Below are 18,912 nucleotides of genomic sequence, written 5' to 3' on the forward strand. Positions count from 1 at the left end.
AACGGGAATCGAAGCGAACGGGAATCGAAGCGCTTCGCAACTGGCTCAAGCGCCCAGGATCCCAGCCGGCACTGCTTATGGAGATCGCATCGTCGGTCCCCCGCTCCAAGGGTCCGCTCCGCCAGGCATTGGAGATCCTCCTGTGACGGCAGCTGCGACCGTTTACCTGAAGCTTCAGAGGGTTGCACGGGACCGAAAGCGCCCCGCCGACGAGATCTTCACCCTTTACGGTCTCGAACGCTTCCTGGCGCGCCTGGCAGGCTCGCCATTTGCAGAGGACTTCTGCCTCAAAGGTGGCGTCCTGCTGTCCGCCCATGCGCTGCGCCGCCCGACCCGTGACGTCGACATGCAGGCACTCGATTTCCAACTCGACGTCGATCACGTCACCGAAGTGGTGAAAGCCGTCTGCGACGTCGTCGTCGACGACGGCCTGGTATTCGACCATGCGTCCATGCAGATCGAACAGATCCGCGACGAAGACGAGTACACCGGACTGCGAGTCTCACTGCCCGCAGTCCTGGGCCGGGCAAGAATTACCATCAAACTCGACATCAGCACCGGCGACCCAATCTGGCCCGAGCCCGAACAGATCGAACTGCCGTCGCTGCTCGGCGGAACGGTGAAGATGAAGGGCCACCCCCTGGTGACAGTGATCGCCGAGAAAACCGTCACCATGCTCCAGCGCGGCACCACCAGCACGCGATGGCGAGACCTGCTGGACGTGGCGATCCTGTCCGACCGGTTCCAGTTCGACGCCGCGGACCTCAGAGAAGCGGCGGAGCAGGTCGCCGCGCACCGTGGAGCCGAACTCGGGCCGCTCCGCGACCTGATGGACGGTTACGGTGCGACCGGTCAGGCGAAATGGGCTGCGTGGCGCAGAAAGCTCAAAGTGGAAGACCTCTGCGACCCGAACCTCGATGCGCAGGTTGAACGTGTACTCACGTTCATTGAACCGGTGTTCGACGGTTCCGTCGAACACCACCACCGGTGGAGTCCCGACGCGCGGTCCTGGTCATAGGCCACACGGGAAGCCGGCGCCTAATGTCGGCGGCCTAGCGCTGATTGAGGTGAGTTAAAGGTGAGTCCGAGCGGGAATCGACCTCTTCCGTGCCGCCTACCGAATCAAAACCGCAGGTCAGCGCCCCAATTCAATACGCGATGGGATTCAGACCGAGAAACCCCGCCGAACCGCTGCTGGAATTGGCCCCTTACCATCCACGCACGGCACTAAACCCGCAGGTCAAACCCACAATCGGAGCCCCCTGTCGGATTCGAACCGACGCCCCCCGCTTTAGTCTCGAGTGCCTCTGTGCGCTTCGAAACTAGTGGTTTTTACCCGGATTCTAGGGGTTTTTGTGGTCAACGTCAGGCGATGATCTGTCATTGGTTGTTGCTGATTGAGGTGAGTTAAAGGTGAGTCGGTTGCAATGGGGTCCCCCAGTAATGCCCGATCGACCCGCGTCCGTCACCCTGGCCACCCACTACCTCCTCCTGCCGGTTGAGAGAACCTCAGCGGCCCCAACTATCCTTCATAGCTGACGATCTCCAATAACTCATGACTTGGTCCGACCCGACGAGCACATGAGAAGCGCGCAGGACAAGGACTCATCTAGCGGCCCTCCCCTCGTCAAAGACGAGATCGGCCGGCTCGAATCCCAAAACCCGTCCAAGATCCGCCAACTGGAGGTCAGCGGGATGCTAGGCTGGCGAAAGTTTCACCAGTTTCACCAGTTTCACCTACTTTTACCTGTGGAGGTTCCGTGCAAAATCCCTTCAAGCCAACAGCGGGCGCCACTCCTCCGGATCTGGTGGGACGGGCCGGGCTCCTGGACGAATTCGAATACGGTCTCCGGCAGGGTTCCGGAGCGCCCGGGCTGCTAACGATCATCACAGGGTCCAGGGGCATCGGCAAGACCGTGATGCTCAGCGCAGCGGAATCGATCGCACGGGAGCATGGCTGGGCGGTGATCTCCCGGACGGCCAACCCCGGGTTCCTGGCCAAGGTCGGCGATGACATGCTCCGGCTGCTCGACGAGCTCGGAGACGGACCTCCGACGCGAAAAATCACCGCCTTCTCAGCCGCCGGTTTCGGCGTGACGACACAACTGGCACCGGAGCGGATCCCGGATTGGCGCCGCACCGGAGAGGAACTGCTGCGACTGCTGGATAGCAAAGGCACCGGCCTCGTGATCACGATCGATGAAATCCATGCCGTGGACCGGACCGAAATTTCCCAGCTCGCAGCCGACGTGCAGCACTTCATCCGTGACGGGTTGCCCATCGGGCTGATCTTCGCCGGCCTGCCCTCGGCCGTGTCAGACCTCCTCAACGAAGGCGTCGCGACCTTCCTTCGCCGGGCCGACAGGATCAATCTCCACGAGGCCGCCATCGGCGAAGTGACCTCCTCCTACAAAGAACTTTTCAACGAAGGCGACATCGACGTCCCGCAGGAACTCATCAACGAAGCCGCAGAGGCCACCGAAGGCTACCCCTTCCTCATCCAACTCGTGGGCTACTACCTCTGGATGGAGGCCGAGAGGGCACATTCGAAACTTGACCAGGCCGGTGTCCGCAGCGCCATCGCAGCCGCGTGGCGGCGGAACGCCCTGGTTGTCGTGGAGTCCGCCCTCTCAGACATCTCAGACAAGGACCGCGAATTCCTCGACGCCATGGCCGAGCAGGAAGGCCCATCAACCGCTGCCCAGATCGGGAACATCATCAAGTCCAAACCCAGCCTCGTATCCAAGTACCGCAACCGATTGATAGCGGCGGGGCTGATTGAATCGGCAGGATACGGCAAGGTCGACTTCGCCATTCCCGGGCTACGCGACTACCTGAGGCAATAACCGCCCAAACCTCGGCTGAATCAGACTGGACACTTCAATTGTCGAAAGAACCTTGGACAAACCGACGAAGCTACCGAACCCCGGACACTTCGCGAGCTCGGCGAACTCCCTACACTTTCCATCATGGGGAGTGAGTCAAAGCCCACCGCCGGGTCATCACCGGTGATCGGACGGGCAGCGGCTGGCCTCTGCGCCGTGGGCCGACCTGTCCATCCTCGGTGCGCTGATTCTCACGCCCTGTCGGATTTCTTTCCGGGCTGCCTCTTCTCGACCGGCGTCGCGCATCATACGGCGCGGCGAATTGTCTACACCAGAGCGCTGACGCTGCGACCTGAGTGGTCGTCCTCCGGGGTGTCGCTCGCGCCCCCAGGTCAGCGGAAGAGGGAGCTCACGTCGCCACAGACCTCTTCCGGTCCTGAACCCCGCCGGAACAGTACCGCCGGACCTGGCGCCGGCGTGCCAACCGCATCGCCGCCGATCCACGCTGAGGTGGTACCGCCGTCGTCCGATATGACGCGGAGGTATGTGCCCTCGCGGAGCCCGAGGACGGACAGGCTGTTCTCCTCGTGGAACTCGCGGATGCGATCGGCGCGGGTTTCCCCAGCGTGCGTGCTCGTCGGGTCGGCGTCGAGGTAGTGGGGGTTGATCTGGAACGGCACCAGGCCCAGGGTCTCGAAGCTCGGCGGCTGGACGATGGGCATGTCGTTCGTGGTGCGCAGGCTCGGGGCGGCGATATTGGTGCCCGCGCTCGAGCCCATGTATTGCGTGCCGGACCGGACCGCGCGGGAGAGAGGGCCCATAAGCCCGCGCTCGTGCAGCTCCTTGACGAGGCGGAACGTGTTGCCGCCGCCCGTGAACACCAGATCGGCGCGCTCGATGGCTTCAAGCGGGTCCTCGGCCGCGTGCAGTCCGGTGACCTCGACGTCGTACGGCCGGAGCGCGTCCGCGACGAGCGCCGTGTAGGCCTCGTGGTCCGCGCCGGCGAACGGCACGAAGAGCAGCGTGCGCGCGGAGCCGAGGTACTCGGCGAGCACGTCCGCGGCGTGCTCGAGGTAGCCGCGGCCCTTGACGGTTGAGTTCGAGAAGAGCATGAGTTCCATGTCTTAGTCCTTTCGGGTACGTGGGCGGCCGGTGAGCCGCCTTTCGATCTGCTGCGCCGCGTGGCGCAAGAGGGGGACGTGCTGCTCGGGGTTGACGAACGATTCCTCGGGTCCCCCGAGGCTCAGGCTCCCGTACGGCTCGCCGCGCACCGAGACGAGGACGGCGACCACCGCGACGTGCGAGTCGTACTCCCCGACCGTTGACGCATATCCCTGCTGGCGGATTCGCAGGAACTCGGCCTCCAAGGCGCTGGCGTCGGTTACGGTGCGATCAGTGAAGCGAGCGATCGGCCGACCCGCGAACAGCAGTTGTCGCTGCTGAGCCGGCAGATATGCGTAGAACGCCTTGCTCGTAGCCCCGGCGTGGGCCGGGTACAGCTCTCCGACCAGAGGATATACCCGCAGGGGCCCGCTTGAACCGTCGACCGCGGCGACGGCCCGCATGTGCAGATTGTCCGGGAGTGCGAGAATCGCGGTCGCATCGGTCCGGGCGCTGAGCTCGCGCAGGATCGGATCGACGATGGCGCGCAGGGAGCCCGAGCGCTCCCACGCGTGGCCCAGCGTCATCGCCGAGGGCCCGATCCGGTACCGGCGAGTGTCCGGGTCCGCAATGAGGAAGCCCCGGTGCGCGAGGGTTGCCAAGAGGCGCTGGGCAATCGACTTGTTGAAGCCGAATTCCTCCGCGACCTCGGTCACCCCCCACTCCGTACGCAGCCCATCGAAATGCAGGAGCACCTGGAGCGCGCGGTCGGCCGTCTGCAGGAGACCGTCCGGGGTGGCCCTGTCGTCCGCGAACGAACCGACATCGTGGGTCACGGTCATCTTCACCTCTCCTCCATGTTGCGATTATCGGGAAATCGTTGCTAATTATGCCACAGTCGCGTGATCGTGGACACATGGCACCAAGACGCGGGTTCGGCGCAGATCCCGCGGACGGCGCCCCCGACTTCCGCTCTTCACGAAGGATCCCCATGCTCAAGCACGTCCTTGACGTCGTCGACCTCCTCGACAGCCCCCACGCCGACGGCGGAACCGTTGCCAAGTACTTCGAAAGCCTGTTCACCTCTCCCGCCCCGACCATCCACGTCGAGACCGTCGAGAGCGAGTCCGGCTCGACGGACTTCGTCCGCGTGCTCATTCCCGGCCGCCACGGCAAATCCTCCGGCGGGACGGCGCCAACGCTCGGCATCATCGGGCGGCTCGGCGGCGTCGGCGCGCGCCCCGAGATCATCGGCTTCACGTCCGACGGCGACGGCGCGGCTGCCGCGCTTGCCGCAGCTGCGAAGCTGCTCACCATGTACGAGCGCGGGGATATCCTCGACGGCGACCTGGTCATCGCTACGCACGTCTGCCCGGACGCTCCGACCCGCCCCCACGAGCCGGTCGCGTTCATGGACTCCCCCGTGGACCTCGCGACGATGAACTCGCACGAGGTCACGGCGGAGATGGACGCAGTCCTCTCGATCGACACGACCAAGGGCAACAGCATCATCAACCACCGCGGCGTCGCCCTCTCGCCGACCGTCAAGTCGGGGTACATCCTGCGCGTGAGCGAGGATCTGGTGCGCATCCTGGGCGTAGTGACGGGTGAGCCCGTGGTCACCTACCCGATCACGATGCAGGACATCACGCCGTATGGTAACGGTGTGTACCACATCAACTCGATCCTGCAGCCGGCGACGGCAACCGACGCTCCCGTGGTCGGTCTCGCCATCACTGCCGGAATCCCCGTCCCGGGCTGCGCGACCGGGGCCAGCCACGAGGCGGACATCGCCGCGGCGGCCCGCTTCGCCGTCGAACTCGCCAAGGACTTCGGCGCCGGCCGCACCACTCTGCACGACGACGCCGAGTACCGCGAGCTCGTCGCCCTCTACGGGTCCATGGCGCACCTGCAGACCCTCGGCTCGAAGGGAGCCTGACATGGCCAAGATCGGACGCGACGACTACTCCCTCTCCCGAGTCCCCCGCACGGAGAGGTTCGGGTTCTTCTCGATGCTCCTCCAATGGCTCGCGATGTCAGGCTCGCTCTCACAGTTCGTCCTCGGCGCGACGCTGGGCCTCGGAATGACCTTCCAGAACGCCTTCCTCTCCTTCACCCTCGGCGCCGTCATCCTCGAAGTGGTCATCTTCGCCGTCGGCGCGGCAGGACAGCGCGAAGGCCTCAGCATGACACTCCTGACGCGCTTCGCCGGCTTCGGACGCAACGGCTCCACGCTCGTCTCCCTCGTCATCGCCGTGAGCCTCATCGGCTGGTTCGGCGTACAGAACGGCATCTTCGGCACATCGATGACCGCGCTCGTCGGCGGGCCCTCATGGCTCTGGTGCATCCTGGCCGGCCTGGCGCTGACTCTCTTGGTCATGTACGGGTTCAAGATCATGATGTGGCTCGCGAAGATCGCCGTGCCGCTGTTCTTCGGCCTCGTGGCGTTCAGCATCTGGAACGAGCTCTCGCACCACTCGATCCCGGACCTCGTGAACATGCCACCCGCGGGAGCCGCGATCTCGATCCCCGCGGCCGCAACGATCATCGCCGGCGGCTACATGACGGGCGCGATCACGAGCCCGGACATGACGCGCTTCAACCGCAAGGCCTGGCATGTGATGGCCCAGAGCTCGTGCTCCATGATCCTCAGCGAGTACATCGTGGGCATGACCGGCGTCCTCCTCGGCCACGCGGCGGGCACGTCCAACGTCTCGAAGATCGTGCTCGGCTCGTCCGGCTTCATCGGGCTCATCATCGTGATCCTCGCAACCGCGAAGATCAACGACTGGAACCTGTACAGCAGCTCGCTCGGCGTAGCCAACTTCGTCCAGACCGTGTTCGGAAAGAAGGTCCAGCGCGGCGTGATCACAGTGGCCATCGGGATCCTCGGAACCGCCCTCTCGGCGATTGGTTTCCTCGACCACTTCAAGGACTTCCTCTCGCTCCTCGGGGTGGCGATCCCGCCTGTGGGCGGCATCATCGTGGCCGAGTACTGGTTCGTCCGCAGGCTCCGCAAGCCGCTCGACGACACGCGCGAATCCGGCGCCATGCCAGCGCAGGTCGCCGCGTGGGTTCCCGCCTCGCTCGTCGTATGGGCCATCGCGTTCTGCGTGGGCAAGTTCGTCCCGTGGGGCATCCCCACCATCAACTCGCTCGTCACGGCCCTCGTGCTCTACTCTGTCCTCGCCCTCCTCGGGCTCGTCCGGCCGAGCCGGCTCGTTGCAATGGAGCCCTCCGCGGCACCTCACAACAACCCCGTTCCGACGCATTAGGAGAGGCGAGCATGTATTTCGCAACAGCCCAGGACGAGGTCGTCTGCCTCTGCCGGGACCTCATCCGCATCGACACCTCGAACCCCACGAGCACCGAACTCGAGGCCGCGCGCTATATCGCGGCAAAGCTCGAGGAGGTTGGCCTCGCCGCGGAGCTCGTGGAATCCGCGCCGGGCCGGGCGAGCGTCTTCGCCCGCATCCCCGGCGCCGACCCGAGCCGGGGCGCCCTCATGCTCCACTCCCATCTTGACGTCGTTCCCGCCGACCCATCCGGGTGGAGCGTCGACCCGTTCGAGGGCGTCATCAAGGACGGCTACCTATGGGGCCGCGGCGCGATCGACATGAAGGACACGGTCGCCGTATACCTCGCAGTCGCCCGCGAACTCGCCCGCACCGGCACCACGCCCCCACGCGACCTTGTTTTCGCGTTCCTCGCCGACGAGGAAGCCGGCGGCAAATTCGGCAGCCACTGGCTCGTGCAGAACCGGCCCGACCTCTTCGAGGGCGTCACCGAGGCAATCGGAGAGGGCGGCGGGTTCTCTTTCCCGGTCGATGACGCGCGGCGACTTTACCCGATCGAGAACGCCCAGCGCGGGCAGGCCTGGCTCCGGCTCGTCGCAACAGGGAGGGCCGGGCATGGCTCCTCGCCAAACGAGGAGAACGCCGTGACGCGACTCGCCGAGGCCGTCAGCGCGATCGGCCGGCACCGCTTCCCGCTCCACCTCATCGACCCCGTGCGGACCCTTGCCCGGGAGTTCGCGGCCCTGCGCGGCGTCGAGTTCGACGAGGATGATCTCGAGGCCACGCTCGACCGGCTCGGCCCCGCGGGCCACCAGCTCCTCGACGTCATCACCCGCAACTCGGCCAATCCGACGACACTCGAAGCCGGCTACCAGACCAACGTCATCCCCGGACAGGCAACAGCGAGCATCGACGGGCGCTTCCTGCCCGGCCAGGAAGACGCGCTCCTTGCCGAGATCGACGGGCTCCTCCCCGATGGCGTCAAGCGGGAGTTCATCCACCAGGACATCGCAATGGAGACACCGTTCGAGGGAAGGCTCGTCGACGCCATGTGCGAGGCGATCCGGTCCGAGGACCCCGACGGGCACCCGGCCCCGTACTGCAACCCCGGCGGCACCGACGCAAAAGCCCTCACGGGCCTCGGAATCCGCTGCTACGGGTTCAAGGCCCTGCGCATGCCCCACGACCTCGAATACGGAAAACTCTTCCACGGCGTCGACGAACGCGTCCCGCTCGACGGACTCACGTTCGGTGTCCGCGTGGTCGGAAAACTTGCACTCACCTCCTGACCCATCAAATCGCCGCACCGCTGAGCCTCCTGACCATTCGCTCGCCCACCGCGGTTGTGGCGCGAGGCGAACCCGAAGGCATCAGCGATCGGGCCTATTACTCAAGGCCCGGTCGCAGGCGAGCTCCCAGACCGCGGTGATCGCCCCCGGTAGTGTCACTGCTTTGAACATCGGCCCTGGTTCCGCCATCCATCCTCCACTTCAGCCGGTTCCTCTTGCGGCAGGAGGCTTCCTCTCAGCTCGCACGTAGTTAGCGCGATATTGACCGATTAGCCAACTGGCAGTGGGTGCGTACGTGAAGAGCTGCCCATAGAAAACAACAGACCTATGAGACACCGCATGCCCTGCAGTCCGAATAACCACCGCCCGGAATCACGCGGACGCCGCTAGGCTGCGGGCGTCTTCCAAAGTCATCTCGCCCCTCATCATGTCTCGCGGCATGCTTTGCAGTCCGTCTGCGGATTCAGGGCATCAATCGGTCCACGAAATTTGCGCCGACGTTTGGGAGCACGGCCACCGCAATACCTCTGAATAAGGTGAGTTAAGGGTGAGTCCCGCACGCAAAAGTCCGAAAAACAGCGGCCGAGGCGACCAAACCCGCAGGTCAGGGCCACATTGTGGGGATCTGAACCGACAAAACCGGTAGAAACACGCGCCCTGACTGGTGTCTTCGAAAATAAAACCGCAGGTCAAAGCCGAATTAAGAGCCCCCTGTCGGATTCGAACCGACGACCCCCGCTTTAGGCCCGAGTGCCTCTGTGCGCCTCGTTTCTGGTCGTTTTCGCCCGGATTCTCGGGGTTTTTGCGGTCAACGACAGGCGTTGATTTGTCATTGATTGTCGCTCATTAAGGTGAGTTAAAGGTGAGTCGGTTGCAATGCCCGTCCGCCCAATAATTGCCAACCCACCTGTGTCCTGCACCATGCTCAGCCACCACATTCCTCCTATCCGCAGAGGACTCGTCCAACTCTCACTTGTCCTTCATGGCTGAAGATCTCCGATGCTGCATGACTGAGAGACACTGGATATCGAGAGGTGCGCCCTGGATTCTGTCGGTGTAGCCGTGCCTTACGGGCTTACCGTCGCCGCCGCCAGCAACGCCTGGGCCGGCAGCCCGAGCTAGGCAATCTACAGCTGAGGCCGTTCCTGTTCCATAAGATCTCCCACCCATGGCAGGTACCCCCGACGCGCAGTCATTCCGTCGGGCAATCCCTGCACAGAAAAAGCAGACCCGGAAATGTCTATCGTGATCCGAGCATCGCCTATCGGCGCGTTGCTGATGTGCAGATCTCCATAGGACTCCGGGAGTACCGGATCCATCCATATTCCGCGTAGGGAAACGTCCGGGTCGTATCGCATCAGCGTTGTTACAAGCATGATCGGTGCGGTCGCTGCCCAGGCCTGGGGTGAGCACGCCGTCGGATACGGAACTGGCTCGGTGAACTGCTCCCGACTGAAGCCGCAGAACAATTCGGGAAGACGCCCGTCCGAGAATTCCGCAGCTTCAAGCAACGCCATGGAGATCCGCTGAGCCTCTGCCACAAATCCGTAGCGCATGAGCCCGACTTGGATGATCGCATTGTCATGCGGCCACACCGAACCGTTGTGGTAGCTCGCCGGATGGTAGGCACCCATATCGGTAGCAAGAGTGCGTACTCCCCAACCGCTGAACATCTTCGGGGACATTAGCCGCTCGACCACGGACGGCGCCTTATCCTTATCAACGATTCCCGTTGTCAAGCAGTGGCCCATGTTGGAGGCGCAGGCGTCGACAGGCCGCTTATCCTTGTCCAGCGCGACGGCATAGTAGCCCTTGTCCGGCAGCCAAAACCGTTCGTTGAACTGCCGTTTCAGACGCGCGGCACGATCCCGCAGCTCGGCCGCCTTGGCCAAGTTGCCGGTTTCGTACGCCATCCAGGCGGATGCAAGGAAGGCGCCATAGACGTAACCCTGCACCTCACAGAGAGCGATTGGAGGCTCAGCCAATGTTCCGTCAGCGAAATTGATTCCGTCCCAGGAGTCCTTCCAACCTTGGTTTATCAATCCCCGATCGTTAAGGCGCTCATACTCGACAAAACCGTCCCCGTCTGTGTCCCCGTAATCCACAATCCAGTCCAGAGCGCGGTCCGCGTTAGGCTGCAACGCAGCAAGGGTTTCCTTGGCAAAACCCCAACGGCTCACCTCTCCGAGCACCATAAGAAACAACGGCGTGGCGTCTGCACTGCCGTAGTATGTGGACTTACCGCCAAGAGCGAGCGCGCTTGAAACGTCCAGCCTGACCTCGTGCAAAATCTTGCCGGGTTCTTCCTCGCTCATTGGGTCCACTATTCTTCCTTGGCGGTCGGCAAGTGTCTGCAACGTGCCGAGGGCCAGGGAGGGGTCCACGGGGAGCGCCATTGCCGAAGCCCATAGCGAATCCCGCCCGAACAGAGTCATGAACCATGGTGCCCCAGCCGCCACCACTATTCGGTTTGGGTGTCCGGGATCCTCAATCCGCAACGAGCCCAAATCGTCGTAGCTACGTCGCAGGGTCCGCTCGATCGAGCGGTTGCCCATCTGCAGGACAGGGATTTTGGCCACCCACTCCCGTCGACGACGGTCACGCGGCGTTAACGCGTCGGTCTCCGGGCGCGCGTCGGTCTCCGACGCGGGAGCACCATCCGTGGCCGGCGCCACGGCGAGCAGAGTGCTCCAGTGATCGTGCGGCGGGATGGTCACCTTGCAGGTCAAGGCTTCAGCTGCCAGGACGCCGCGGTCTGCCGTGATAACGACAGCCTTGCTGACGTCCTGCCAGGTGCCCCGGATGACAAGCGAGCCCCCGTCCAGTTCCCGGGTTTCTTTCCAGCGCCGTTGGATCCGGGCTTCCTTGACTTCGAAGAGATCAGCAAAATCCGATTCAAAGGCCATTTCCACAGTGCACTCGACCGGCTTCATCGAATAATTGCGGATAGTAATCCGCTCCTGGATTCCGATGCCGACTTCACGAAGCCTCTCAACGATAAGGGGAGTCGCCGTGACGCCTTCGGATTGTGGCACACGACCGGCAAAGAGTGCTCTGTAGGGCTCTTTGCTCTCTTTCGCCAGCGGTTCAAGAAATTGCCCGTTTACGGTCAGGATCCAGCGGGACAGGATCCGAGTGTCCTCGTAAAAAACGCCGTGAGGGTATTCCGGGAGAATGTCCCCGTTAGCCGACGAGATGCAGAAATTTGAACCTTCCAGCAGTGTCACCGCCGCGCTCAAAGGCGCGGCTGCCGTATCTGCGTTCCACCCAGCCATACCAAGCTCCTCCGCGGAGTTACGCCGTTACTTCTGACGGTCCATGCCCCGCGATCCGGGGCCTTGTTCATTGGATCAGCCGACTCTACGCTTCTCGGTGTGCTGGCTCCAGACCCGTGATTACTCCCGGAAATCCCTGTGCCCGGGCAATGCTGGCCGGGATCTGGTGTATCAAACTGACACGTTTTGTCCCGTTGCCAAAGGCCGATTCTGGAAGAGACCAAATAGGCCAATCAGGTTAGTGAGTTGATTGCAATGATGAACCGGAAGCTCGCGCACGGTCGGCACGGCGAATGGCTGCGGGCTATTACCGATTGCGAGCAAGCAATTCCGGTGTATCCGTCGAGCTGCGAATCGGTGCAGGCCAAGCCAAGCTCAGAGTCGAGCGGGCGTTTTCAGCCCATGGTTGCGCATCCTGCCCGATTCGAAGTCTCCCCCGCAGATCTACTCACTGCTGGCATCTGGCCAGACATCGCGGCAGTAGTCGCCTGAAGCAAAAAGCAAGGTGAGGGAAATGAAGGCTCGAGAAGTAGTCAAGCAACGCAGGACGGACGCGGCATTGTCCGATTGGCGTGAGCTTCAAAGCGGTGAGTTCGTCAATATCGTGAGGAACGCAAAAGTGATTGCGCGCGGTCGCGTTGAGGAAGTTTCGGGCAGCGGCGGGGTCCTGTGGATCGGCGACGAAGAATCCGAAACACAGACATTCCTCAAGTCGGACGGTGTCTTTGTTCGAAGGCACTGATGTTCGTCACAGCGGCGGAACCCCAAACCCTTCTGCACAACAACGGGGGAACGTCGGTCACCACCGAAGCCCAGTGCTACGTCCAGGCCGAAGCATCCCGCGGCGGGTCGCGGGGGGTCAAAGTCACTTGGTATAGCGCAGCTTCCTACAGCATCGAACTAAGCGACGAGATCCCAGTCGGAATAATTTATGAGTGCCTCGCAGAGAACCCGCACAACGAAGCTTGAAGGAAATCCCCGAAATCCCCCTAGGAGAACGCTGCTTCTCCTAGGGGGATTTGGCGTTATCCAACCGGTGCCCCTATCGCGAACACAACCGTGCGCCCCAGCCCGAATTCATCGGGTTGGGGCGCCACCAGGTGGGTCTCGATGATCGCCCGGAGTTGCTGGAGGGGCGTCCGGGAATGACCCGGACGCCCCTCAGAAGGTCAGGCTTTGGTTCCGAGGCGACGACGGTTTGCCTCGTGTGCGTCTTGAGCTTCGAGTACGTTTTCGATCTCGCTCTCGGTCTCCGCGACTGAAGCGATCGCGAGGCTTGCATCATGCGGCGAAGCGCTCGAAACGGCGGCTTCCACCTCGGCGTCCGTGGCCCGGCCAAGACGCGCATACCAAGCGGGACGGAATCGCTTGAAGTAGAGCGCGACCGAGGAACCGGCAATGACGAACGCGACAAGCACGAGCAGCATCCATAGGTTCTGGCCTGGCTCGCCGCCGACGAGCAGGTCGAAGCGCGCGATCGCGAACACCACAACCGCACCAAGGATCACGAGCGAGAAGATCGGTGCGACGAAAACTTTCCATGGGGATTCTCCGGCGGGAACACCCGTCCGCTTGAACCACACGAAAACGGCGAGGCTGACGAGGACCATGAGGATGAGCACGCCGGCAGTTCCAATACCGCTGCCCGCACCCATCACGAAGGCCGGGTCGACCGAAGTGATGGCGAACGGCGCCAGCATGACGGCAACGGCGATCGCAGCAGTCAGGGATGCACGATATGGGGACTTGTGCCGTGGATGCACGACCGAGAGGTACTTCGGGAGAGCGTGGTCTGCGCTGAGGTTGAACAGGTAGCGTGCCGAGACGTTGTGAACGGACAACACAGAGGCCACTGCCGACGTCGTAACCAGGACCATCGTGATCTGCAGGACGCCTGGACCGACGAACCGGGTGAGCGCATCATTGAACATTGTGCCGGCGCCGTCGGTGGCGGCAGCCTGCGCCTTAGATCCGAACGCTACGATCAGGGTGTACGCGGACAGCGCGTAGAACAGTCCGATGAGGACGACTGCGAGGTATGTAGCCCGGGGAATCGTCCTGTTCGGCTTGCGGACTTCGTCTCGGTAGAGGGCAGTCGCTTCGAAGCCGAAGAAGTTGCCGAGTGCGAACAAGAGCGCGATGCCGGTACCGCCGTTGATGAAGTGGGCCGGGTTGAGCGGCGCAAGCGACAGTCCTTCCGAGCCGCCCTTTGCAAGGGTCACCACGTTGAAGATGCCGACGAGGATCACCTCAAGAACCATCACGGTGCCCAGGACCTTCGCCGACAGGTCAATGTGGAAATGTCCAAGGGTGGTGACGATGATCCATACGACGGCGCCGCATGCCCACCACGGCAGGGCGGGTCCGCCGAAGCTCGTCACCAATGACCCAATCGTCACACCCGCAAAGCCGTAAATTCCGGCGCAGTTGACGAGGTAGGAGATGGTCGCGAGGTAGGCACTGCCGACGCCGGTCACTCGACCGAGGCCGAGCGAGATGTACGCGTAGAACGCGCCCGCCCTGGGGATGTGGCGGGTCATTGTCATGTAGCCGATCGAAAAGACCATCAGGACGATCGTCGAGATGATCCACGCCAGCGGCGCGGCTTCTCCGACGAAGCCGATGGCGAAGGCCAAATAGCCGGCCACCGTGACGATCGGCGCGGAGAACGCGAGCACGCTCAGCACGAGCGAGACGGTCCCCAGGTTGCCGGTGAGTCGGTTCTGCTGGTCTTCAGCGGACTGTGCCGCTGCGGGCGTCGGAGAGTTTGTGGCGGATTTCCTATCCATGGTGTTCCGCGATTCTTTTGATGATGCTTCGGTCATTTTATCCTTCGTCCTCGATAGATAGACCACGAATGAACGGGATGAATTTGGCTTGCCGCTGGTAGTCGACCAACTCCCTCGTTGGATCCGGCACAACACCTACGGTCATCGTGCCGGGCGACGCTCCGGAGGCCCGGATTCACCCGTGTGCAACAACTATGATCCACATCACGTCGACCCCTATGTGCCAGAATGGAACACCCGATATCGAGCCCGTTCGAAGCCAAGCCCCGCATCCACCGGCGCACTTGCACAGACGGATGCGGCCAAGATTCCGGGACCCTGGAATCTTGGCCGCTGGCAGCGCCTGACGTCGCGCCGGAAAACGGGAACGTTTCGCTAATTGGCTATGGGCAGCGCGCTTGCGATGGACACGGCAATGCCTTCCTCTGCCGAGCGCTGTGCGGCGTCGGCGATCATCAGGGCAGCCCGTCCGTCTTCGAAGCTTGGGCTACTGGACTGCCCACCGCGCACCAGTTTGATGAATTCATCGAGCTCGAGGGCGTATGCCTGCGTGTACCGTTCGATGAAGGATTCGATGTAAGGGTCCCTTGCTTCAACGGATGAGGCGGATGAATAGCTCACAAGGCTGGACTGCGCGTTTCCCACCTGGAGCATGCCGAGCGCCCCGAATGCCTCGAGGCGCTGGTCGTAGCCGATGGCGCTGTGCCTTGAGTTCGTGATGGTGACGATTGCGCCGGAGGCAGCACGCAAGGTCACCACGGCCGTGTCGAAGTCGCCGTGCTCGCGGGCGCCCGCGTCGAACAGCCGGGCCCCGGTAGCACTCACTTCGATGATGTCGCCGACGAAGAAGCGCGCCATGTCGAAGTCATGGATGGTCATGTCACGGAAGATCCCGCCCGACACCCCGATGTAGGACGCGGGCGGTGGGCCAGGATCCCGGCTGACGATCGAGAGGTGCTCAAGCTCTCCAATCTCCCCGGCCAGCACCCGCATATGCACGCGCGCGAAGCTGGGGTCGAAGCGCTGGTTGAAGCCCAGCGCCACGGGGACGCCGCTTGCTGCGACTTTTGGGCGCAGCGCGTCTACCCGGACGATGTCCAGATCGATCGGTTTCTCGCACAGCACAGGAAGGCCCGCGTCGACGCAGGCCTCGATGAGCTCGACGTGGGTGGGTGTCGGGGACGCCACCAACACGGCGTCCAACTGCCTGGAGTGGATAAGTTGTTCCGGCGAGTCGGTCACGGTGCCGCCGAAGCGTGAAGCTACAGACTTTGCACCGTCGATGAACGGGTCGGCTATTCCGACCAGTTCCGCCGCCGGATTGGCGGCGATATTCGCGGCATGGACCTGGCCGATGCGGCCGGTCCCGATGAGTCCGAAGCGCATGGGATTCTGCCTCATGAAATGTCTCCTTCGAGAATCGCTTCTAGTCCTGGTAAAAGTCGGGTTTCGTCGCAAGCATGACCGTCTTCCGGTTGCCGGTGCGCATCGCCTCGATGGCTGCGTCGGCGACGGCGGTAGCCGCATATCCATCCCAGGACGTCGGGCCAGCGGGGGGCTTGTTCGCCGCGAGGTTGTCGATCCACTCCTGGAATTCGATGTCGTAGGCACGGATGAAGCGTTCACGCCAATCGCTCGGGACGCGGCCGCTGTAGTGCGCGCCCTGTTTGAGGACGACGTCGGTGTTGTCGGCGAGCGCAACGGTTCCGCTCTCGCCAACAACCTCGCCGCGGATGTCGTAGCCGTATCGGATGTTGGCTGACACTTCGACGTCGACGAGGATGCCGCTTCCCAGCTCGATCAGCACGAAAAGGGGGTCGTCGACTCCCTCCTGGGTGTTGCTGTTGCCTCGGGGCTTTAGCACCCGGACAGCGGCTATCTCATCGTTGAAAAGCCAGCGCACGAGGTCGATCTCGTGGATGAGGCAGTCAGTGATCGCCATTTCGCTGGTGTAATTCGGTGCGGCCTCCGGCATGCGGTGTGCGCAGTGCATCATCAGGGCTGCCCCGATGCGGCCTGAATCGACGGCGTCCTTCAGGGCGCGATAGGAGGCGTCGAACCGCCTCATGAAGCCGACTTGCACGAGTCGCTGCCCCGCCCCGGACTCGGCGCTCATGATCCGTTCGCATGCTTCGCGGGTTGTGGCGAGCGGTTTCTCGCAGAAGACGGGCTTGCCTGCCTCGATAGCGGCGAGCACGAACTCCTCGTGCGTCGGACCCCAAGTCGTCACGACGACGGCGTCCACGTTCGGGTCGGCGATCAGTTCCTCCCCAGTAACGTGCGAGGTACAGCCGGGCAGGGCCGAGGCAATCTTCCGGGCCCGGTCATGGTCGACGTCGCTGACGGCCACGACGCGGCCTCCTGAGAGGACTTCTGTCAGTCGGCGGATATGGTCTTGGCCGATCATTCCGACGCCGATGACTCCGATTCGCAGTGTCATACCTTCTCGTTTCAAATTTTCTATGTTCCGGGGATGGGCTTGCTGAGGCCGGGAGGGGTCCAGGGCTCTTCGGGGACTGTAGTGATGACGACTGTGGAGCCGTCGAGATAGATGCGATCCACGTGCTGGTGGCTGGCTTCCTCCGGCGTGGATACCCACACTGCGGTGAGCCTTCGCACCGAGTAGTTGCTGCCGTCATAGCCGGTCACTCCATTGCGGATGAGGGACTTGAGGCCCTTGACGAGTTCGTCGACTGTGCTGGGGTGATGCCCTTCGGGCGCGATGGCAACTTCATACGGATACCCCCTGTAGGAACCGCAGCGCCCGGCATAGGTTCTGCGTCCTCGATGTTCGACCATCACCCGTGCCTCCCTCGGGTAGTTCATCAGGGTTGCGATGAGCTCTCCGACATGTCCGGCCCTGGCAGGACTGCGAGGCACACGGGCTCCGGAGGCGGACTGCTCGAGGTGCCCGAGCAGAGCCCGATGGGCTGCCGCGAGGACTTCGTGGCTCACGGCGTGGGGATTCTGCGCGAGCCATCGATGGTGGCCGAGGTCGAGGGTCAGTTCCCTGTCGTCGACGATCGAGCGGGTGGCGAGGGATGCTGCGGCTGTAGATTCCATTTCGTTTGTCCTTGCCTCAAAACTGTTACTGCTACTCGAACAACGTGCGCAGAGGGGCGTTCAGGAATGTGCCGGTGGGATCGAGCTTCCTCCGGACTTCGACGAAATCGTCCCACCGCGGGTAGCGCTCCCGGAGGATATCGGGGGCGAGGAAGTACTGCTGCTTACCCCAATGCGGCCTCGCATCGAACTCGGAAAGTACGTGGTCGATGGTGTGGAAAAGGGCAAATTCTCTCCGCCCTTCGTTCGGCAGAAGCCGATCGCCACGGAGTCGCGGCCGTACATGGGTGACAGCCAGGATCCGTCCCGCGCAACGGTCCGTGCTTCCATGGGGAATTCGTCGGGGAAACGGTCCATGACGGGTAGCGTTGCTGCGAAGGCATCGTGAGCCTTGTCGTAGGGAACGAAGTACTCCACTTCTTCCCACGGTGTCGGATAGTGGTCCGGATATATCCGGTACGGACGGTTGAGGCGCGAAGCCGGGGTGTAATCATCCTCCGCCTCCGCGGGGACCGCGTCGTAGATCCGCACTAGTGTCGGGTCCTCCATGCTGTCCGGCAACGGTGGCAGGATCGCGGACATGTCGTACATCGGTCCACGAACGAAGCTGAAGTGCCGGTGGTTACGGTTCGCTTCATCCCATCCGTCCAGGACTTCCGCAAATGGCTTGAAGGTCAACGATTCCCTTAGTTTGAACGCCGGCTCAAGCTGCAGATCGATGCTGACGAGGATCCCAAGCATCCCCGCTGAGGCCCGGAGAGCCGGGAGTCGCGGGTCGTCGGGGCCAATTCGCTCCTGTTCGCCGGATGCAGTTATCAGGTCTGCACCGACGACTGCCCCGGACATTGCGGTGAGTTGCAGTCCCGACCCGTGGGTTGAGGTGCTGACGGCGCCTGCGATTGTCTGCAGATCAATCGCGCCTTGGTTCTTCAAGGACAAACCTGCGTCCCACAGGGGTTCCCCGATCTCAGAGATTTTCGTACCGGCCTGGACGCATGCCCGATTTGCGGTTTGATCGATGTGGACGATGCCCGATAGGGCTGAGATGTCAAGCACGATTCCATCAGTGGGAACGAGCGGGGCAAACGAATGGCCGGACCCCACCGGACGGACCGAGATCCCCCGTTTGGTTGCGTCGGCCACTATCTCGCTCACGTGCTCAACAGAAACTGCTTTGACGACCGCCTCGGGTGAGCATCCTTGAGTGCCGGCCCAGTTACTCCACGTCGTTTGAATGCTCATGTTGTTCAACCTCCGGTCCTGCGACGCTTTAG

The 18,912-nt window shown here is 62.8% G+C and carries 15 protein-coding genes and 1 pseudogene; 7 read left to right on the top strand and 9 right to left on the bottom strand.

The window, feature by feature from the left end; genetic code table 11:
- Positions 1–142: 142 nt before the first annotated feature.
- Both E1809_RS21875 and E1809_RS21880 read left to right on the top strand, forming a co-directional pair.
- Positions 143–1,018 (top strand): nucleotidyl transferase AbiEii/AbiGii toxin family protein, encoded by an 876-nt coding sequence (locus E1809_RS21875; protein ID WP_165962450.1) that lies wholly within the window; start codon positions 143–145, stop codon positions 1,016–1,018.
- A 742-nt stretch (positions 1,019–1,760) separates the two neighbouring features.
- Complete coding sequence (locus tag E1809_RS21880) at positions 1,761–2,846, top strand: ATP-binding protein (protein WP_133206362.1); 1,086 nt, start codon at positions 1,761–1,763, stop codon at positions 2,844–2,846.
- Between the two features lie 371 nt (positions 2,847–3,217).
- Here the strand turns inward: E1809_RS21880 and pepE are convergent, their stop codons facing one another.
- Positions 3,218–3,946 carry a dipeptidase PepE gene (gene pepE, locus E1809_RS21885; protein WP_133206363.1) on the bottom strand — a complete coding sequence of 243 codons (729 nt, stop codon included), beginning with the start codon at positions 3,944–3,946 and terminating at the stop codon, positions 3,218–3,220.
- Between the two features lie 3 nt (positions 3,947–3,949).
- Positions 3,950–4,768 carry an IclR family transcriptional regulator gene (locus E1809_RS21890; RefSeq protein WP_133206364.1) on the bottom strand — a complete coding sequence of 273 codons (819 nt, stop codon included), beginning with the start codon at positions 4,766–4,768 and terminating at the stop codon, positions 3,950–3,952.
- A 149-nt stretch (positions 4,769–4,917) separates the two neighbouring features.
- Between E1809_RS21890 and E1809_RS21895 the strand changes: the two genes are divergently transcribed.
- Genes E1809_RS21895 through E1809_RS21905 form a run of 3 tightly spaced genes read left to right on the top strand, consistent with a single transcriptional unit; the run spans position 4,918 to position 8,511 of the window.
- Positions 4,918–5,865: a DUF1177 domain-containing protein gene (locus E1809_RS21895; RefSeq protein WP_133206365.1), complete on the top strand. Its 948-nt coding sequence runs from the start codon at positions 4,918–4,920 to the stop codon at positions 5,863–5,865.
- A gap of 1 nt (position 5,866) precedes the next feature.
- Entirely contained in the window at positions 5,867–7,201 is a 1,335-nt protein-coding gene (locus E1809_RS21900; protein ID WP_133206366.1) for a cytosine permease, read from the top strand.
- 11 nt (positions 7,202–7,212) lie between these two features.
- Complete coding sequence (locus E1809_RS21905) at positions 7,213–8,511, top strand: M20/M25/M40 family metallo-hydrolase (RefSeq protein WP_133206367.1); 1,299 nt, start codon at positions 7,213–7,215, stop codon at positions 8,509–8,511.
- A 1,127-nt stretch (positions 8,512–9,638) separates the two neighbouring features.
- Here the strand turns inward: E1809_RS21905 and E1809_RS21910 are convergent.
- Positions 9,639–11,786: an amylo-alpha-1,6-glucosidase gene (locus tag E1809_RS21910; protein WP_133206368.1), complete on the bottom strand. Its 2,148-nt coding sequence runs from the start codon at positions 11,784–11,786 to the stop codon at positions 9,639–9,641.
- Between the two features lie 514 nt (positions 11,787–12,300).
- Here E1809_RS21910 and E1809_RS21915 point away from each other — a divergent pair.
- Together E1809_RS21915 and E1809_RS21920 are read left to right on the top strand one after the other, a co-directional pair.
- Positions 12,301–12,528, top strand: a complete 228-nt coding sequence (locus tag E1809_RS21915; RefSeq protein ID WP_133206369.1) for a hypothetical protein — start codon at positions 12,301–12,303, stop codon at positions 12,526–12,528.
- Positions 12,528–12,755 carry a hypothetical protein gene (locus E1809_RS21920; protein ID WP_133206370.1) on the top strand — a complete coding sequence of 76 codons (228 nt, stop codon included), beginning with the start codon at positions 12,528–12,530 and terminating at the stop codon, positions 12,753–12,755. The genes E1809_RS21915 and E1809_RS21920 overlap by 1 nt, the downstream gene beginning before the upstream one ends.
- Positions 12,756–12,955: 200 nt before the next feature.
- Here E1809_RS21920 and E1809_RS21925 read toward each other — a convergent pair whose 3' ends face one another.
- The 6 genes and pseudogenes from E1809_RS21925 to E1809_RS27900 form a co-directional block, all read right to left on the bottom strand.
- On the bottom strand, positions 12,956–14,611 hold the full coding sequence (locus tag E1809_RS21925; protein WP_133206371.1) for an APC family permease: 1,656 nt from the start codon (positions 14,609–14,611) through the stop codon (positions 12,956–12,958).
- Between the two features lie 339 nt (positions 14,612–14,950).
- Positions 14,951–15,976, bottom strand: a complete 1,026-nt coding sequence (gene iolG / locus E1809_RS21930; RefSeq protein ID WP_133206372.1) for an inositol 2-dehydrogenase — start codon at positions 15,974–15,976, stop codon at positions 14,951–14,953.
- Positions 15,977–16,001: 25 nt separating this feature from the next.
- The gene (locus E1809_RS21935; protein WP_133206373.1) at positions 16,002–17,015 is read right to left on the bottom strand and encodes a Gfo/Idh/MocA family protein; all 1,014 of its coding nucleotides are present in this window, start codon (positions 17,013–17,015) and stop codon (positions 16,002–16,004) included.
- Positions 17,016–17,035: 20 nt separating this feature from the next.
- The gene (locus tag E1809_RS21940) at positions 17,036–17,638 is read right to left on the bottom strand and encodes a hypothetical protein (RefSeq protein ID WP_133206374.1); all 603 of its coding nucleotides are present in this window, start codon (positions 17,636–17,638) and stop codon (positions 17,036–17,038) included.
- A 31-nt stretch (positions 17,639–17,669) separates the two neighbouring features.
- Entirely contained in the window at positions 17,670–17,975 is a 306-nt protein-coding gene (locus tag E1809_RS27535; RefSeq protein WP_328591595.1) for a D-arabinono-1,4-lactone oxidase, read from the bottom strand.
- Positions 17,882–18,880, bottom strand: a pseudogene (locus E1809_RS27900) (FAD-binding protein); the annotation flags it as partial. The pseudogene E1809_RS27900 and the gene E1809_RS27535, both read right to left, overlap by 94 nt.
- Positions 18,881–18,912 lie beyond the last annotated feature (32 nt).

Origin of the sequence: Arthrobacter terricola, assembly GCF_004354015.1 — a bacterium.
GTDB lineage: Bacteria > Actinomycetota > Actinomycetes > Actinomycetales > Micrococcaceae > Arthrobacter > Arthrobacter terricola.

Coding starts and splice junctions, on each gene's coding strand:
- pepE (WP_133206363.1), bottom strand. CDS start 3,946: ATGGAACTCATGCTCTTCTCGAACTCAACCGTCAAGGGCCGCGGCTAC.
- E1809_RS21890 (WP_133206364.1), bottom strand. CDS start 4,768: ATGACCGTGACCCACGATGTCGGTTCGTTCGCGGACGACAGGGCCACC.
- E1809_RS21895 (WP_133206365.1), top strand. CDS start 4,918: ATGCTCAAGCACGTCCTTGACGTCGTCGACCTCCTCGACAGCCCCCAC.
- E1809_RS21900 (WP_133206366.1), top strand. CDS start 5,867: ATGGCCAAGATCGGACGCGACGACTACTCCCTCTCCCGAGTCCCCCGC.
- E1809_RS21905 (WP_133206367.1), top strand. CDS start 7,213: ATGTATTTCGCAACAGCCCAGGACGAGGTCGTCTGCCTCTGCCGGGAC.
- E1809_RS21910 (WP_133206368.1), bottom strand. CDS start 11,786: ATGGCTGGGTGGAACGCAGATACGGCAGCCGCGCCTTTGAGCGCGGCG.
- E1809_RS21915 (WP_133206369.1), top strand. CDS start 12,301: ATGAAGGCTCGAGAAGTAGTCAAGCAACGCAGGACGGACGCGGCATTG.
- E1809_RS21920 (WP_133206370.1), top strand. CDS start 12,528: ATGTTCGTCACAGCGGCGGAACCCCAAACCCTTCTGCACAACAACGGG.
- E1809_RS21925 (WP_133206371.1), bottom strand. CDS start 14,611: ATGACCGAAGCATCATCAAAAGAATCGCGGAACACCATGGATAGGAAA.
- iolG (WP_133206372.1), bottom strand. CDS start 15,976: ATGAGGCAGAATCCCATGCGCTTCGGACTCATCGGGACCGGCCGCATC.
- E1809_RS21935 (WP_133206373.1), bottom strand. CDS start 17,015: ATGACACTGCGAATCGGAGTCATCGGCGTCGGAATGATCGGCCAAGAC.
- E1809_RS21940 (WP_133206374.1), bottom strand. CDS start 17,638: ATGGAATCTACAGCCGCAGCATCCCTCGCCACCCGCTCGATCGTCGAC.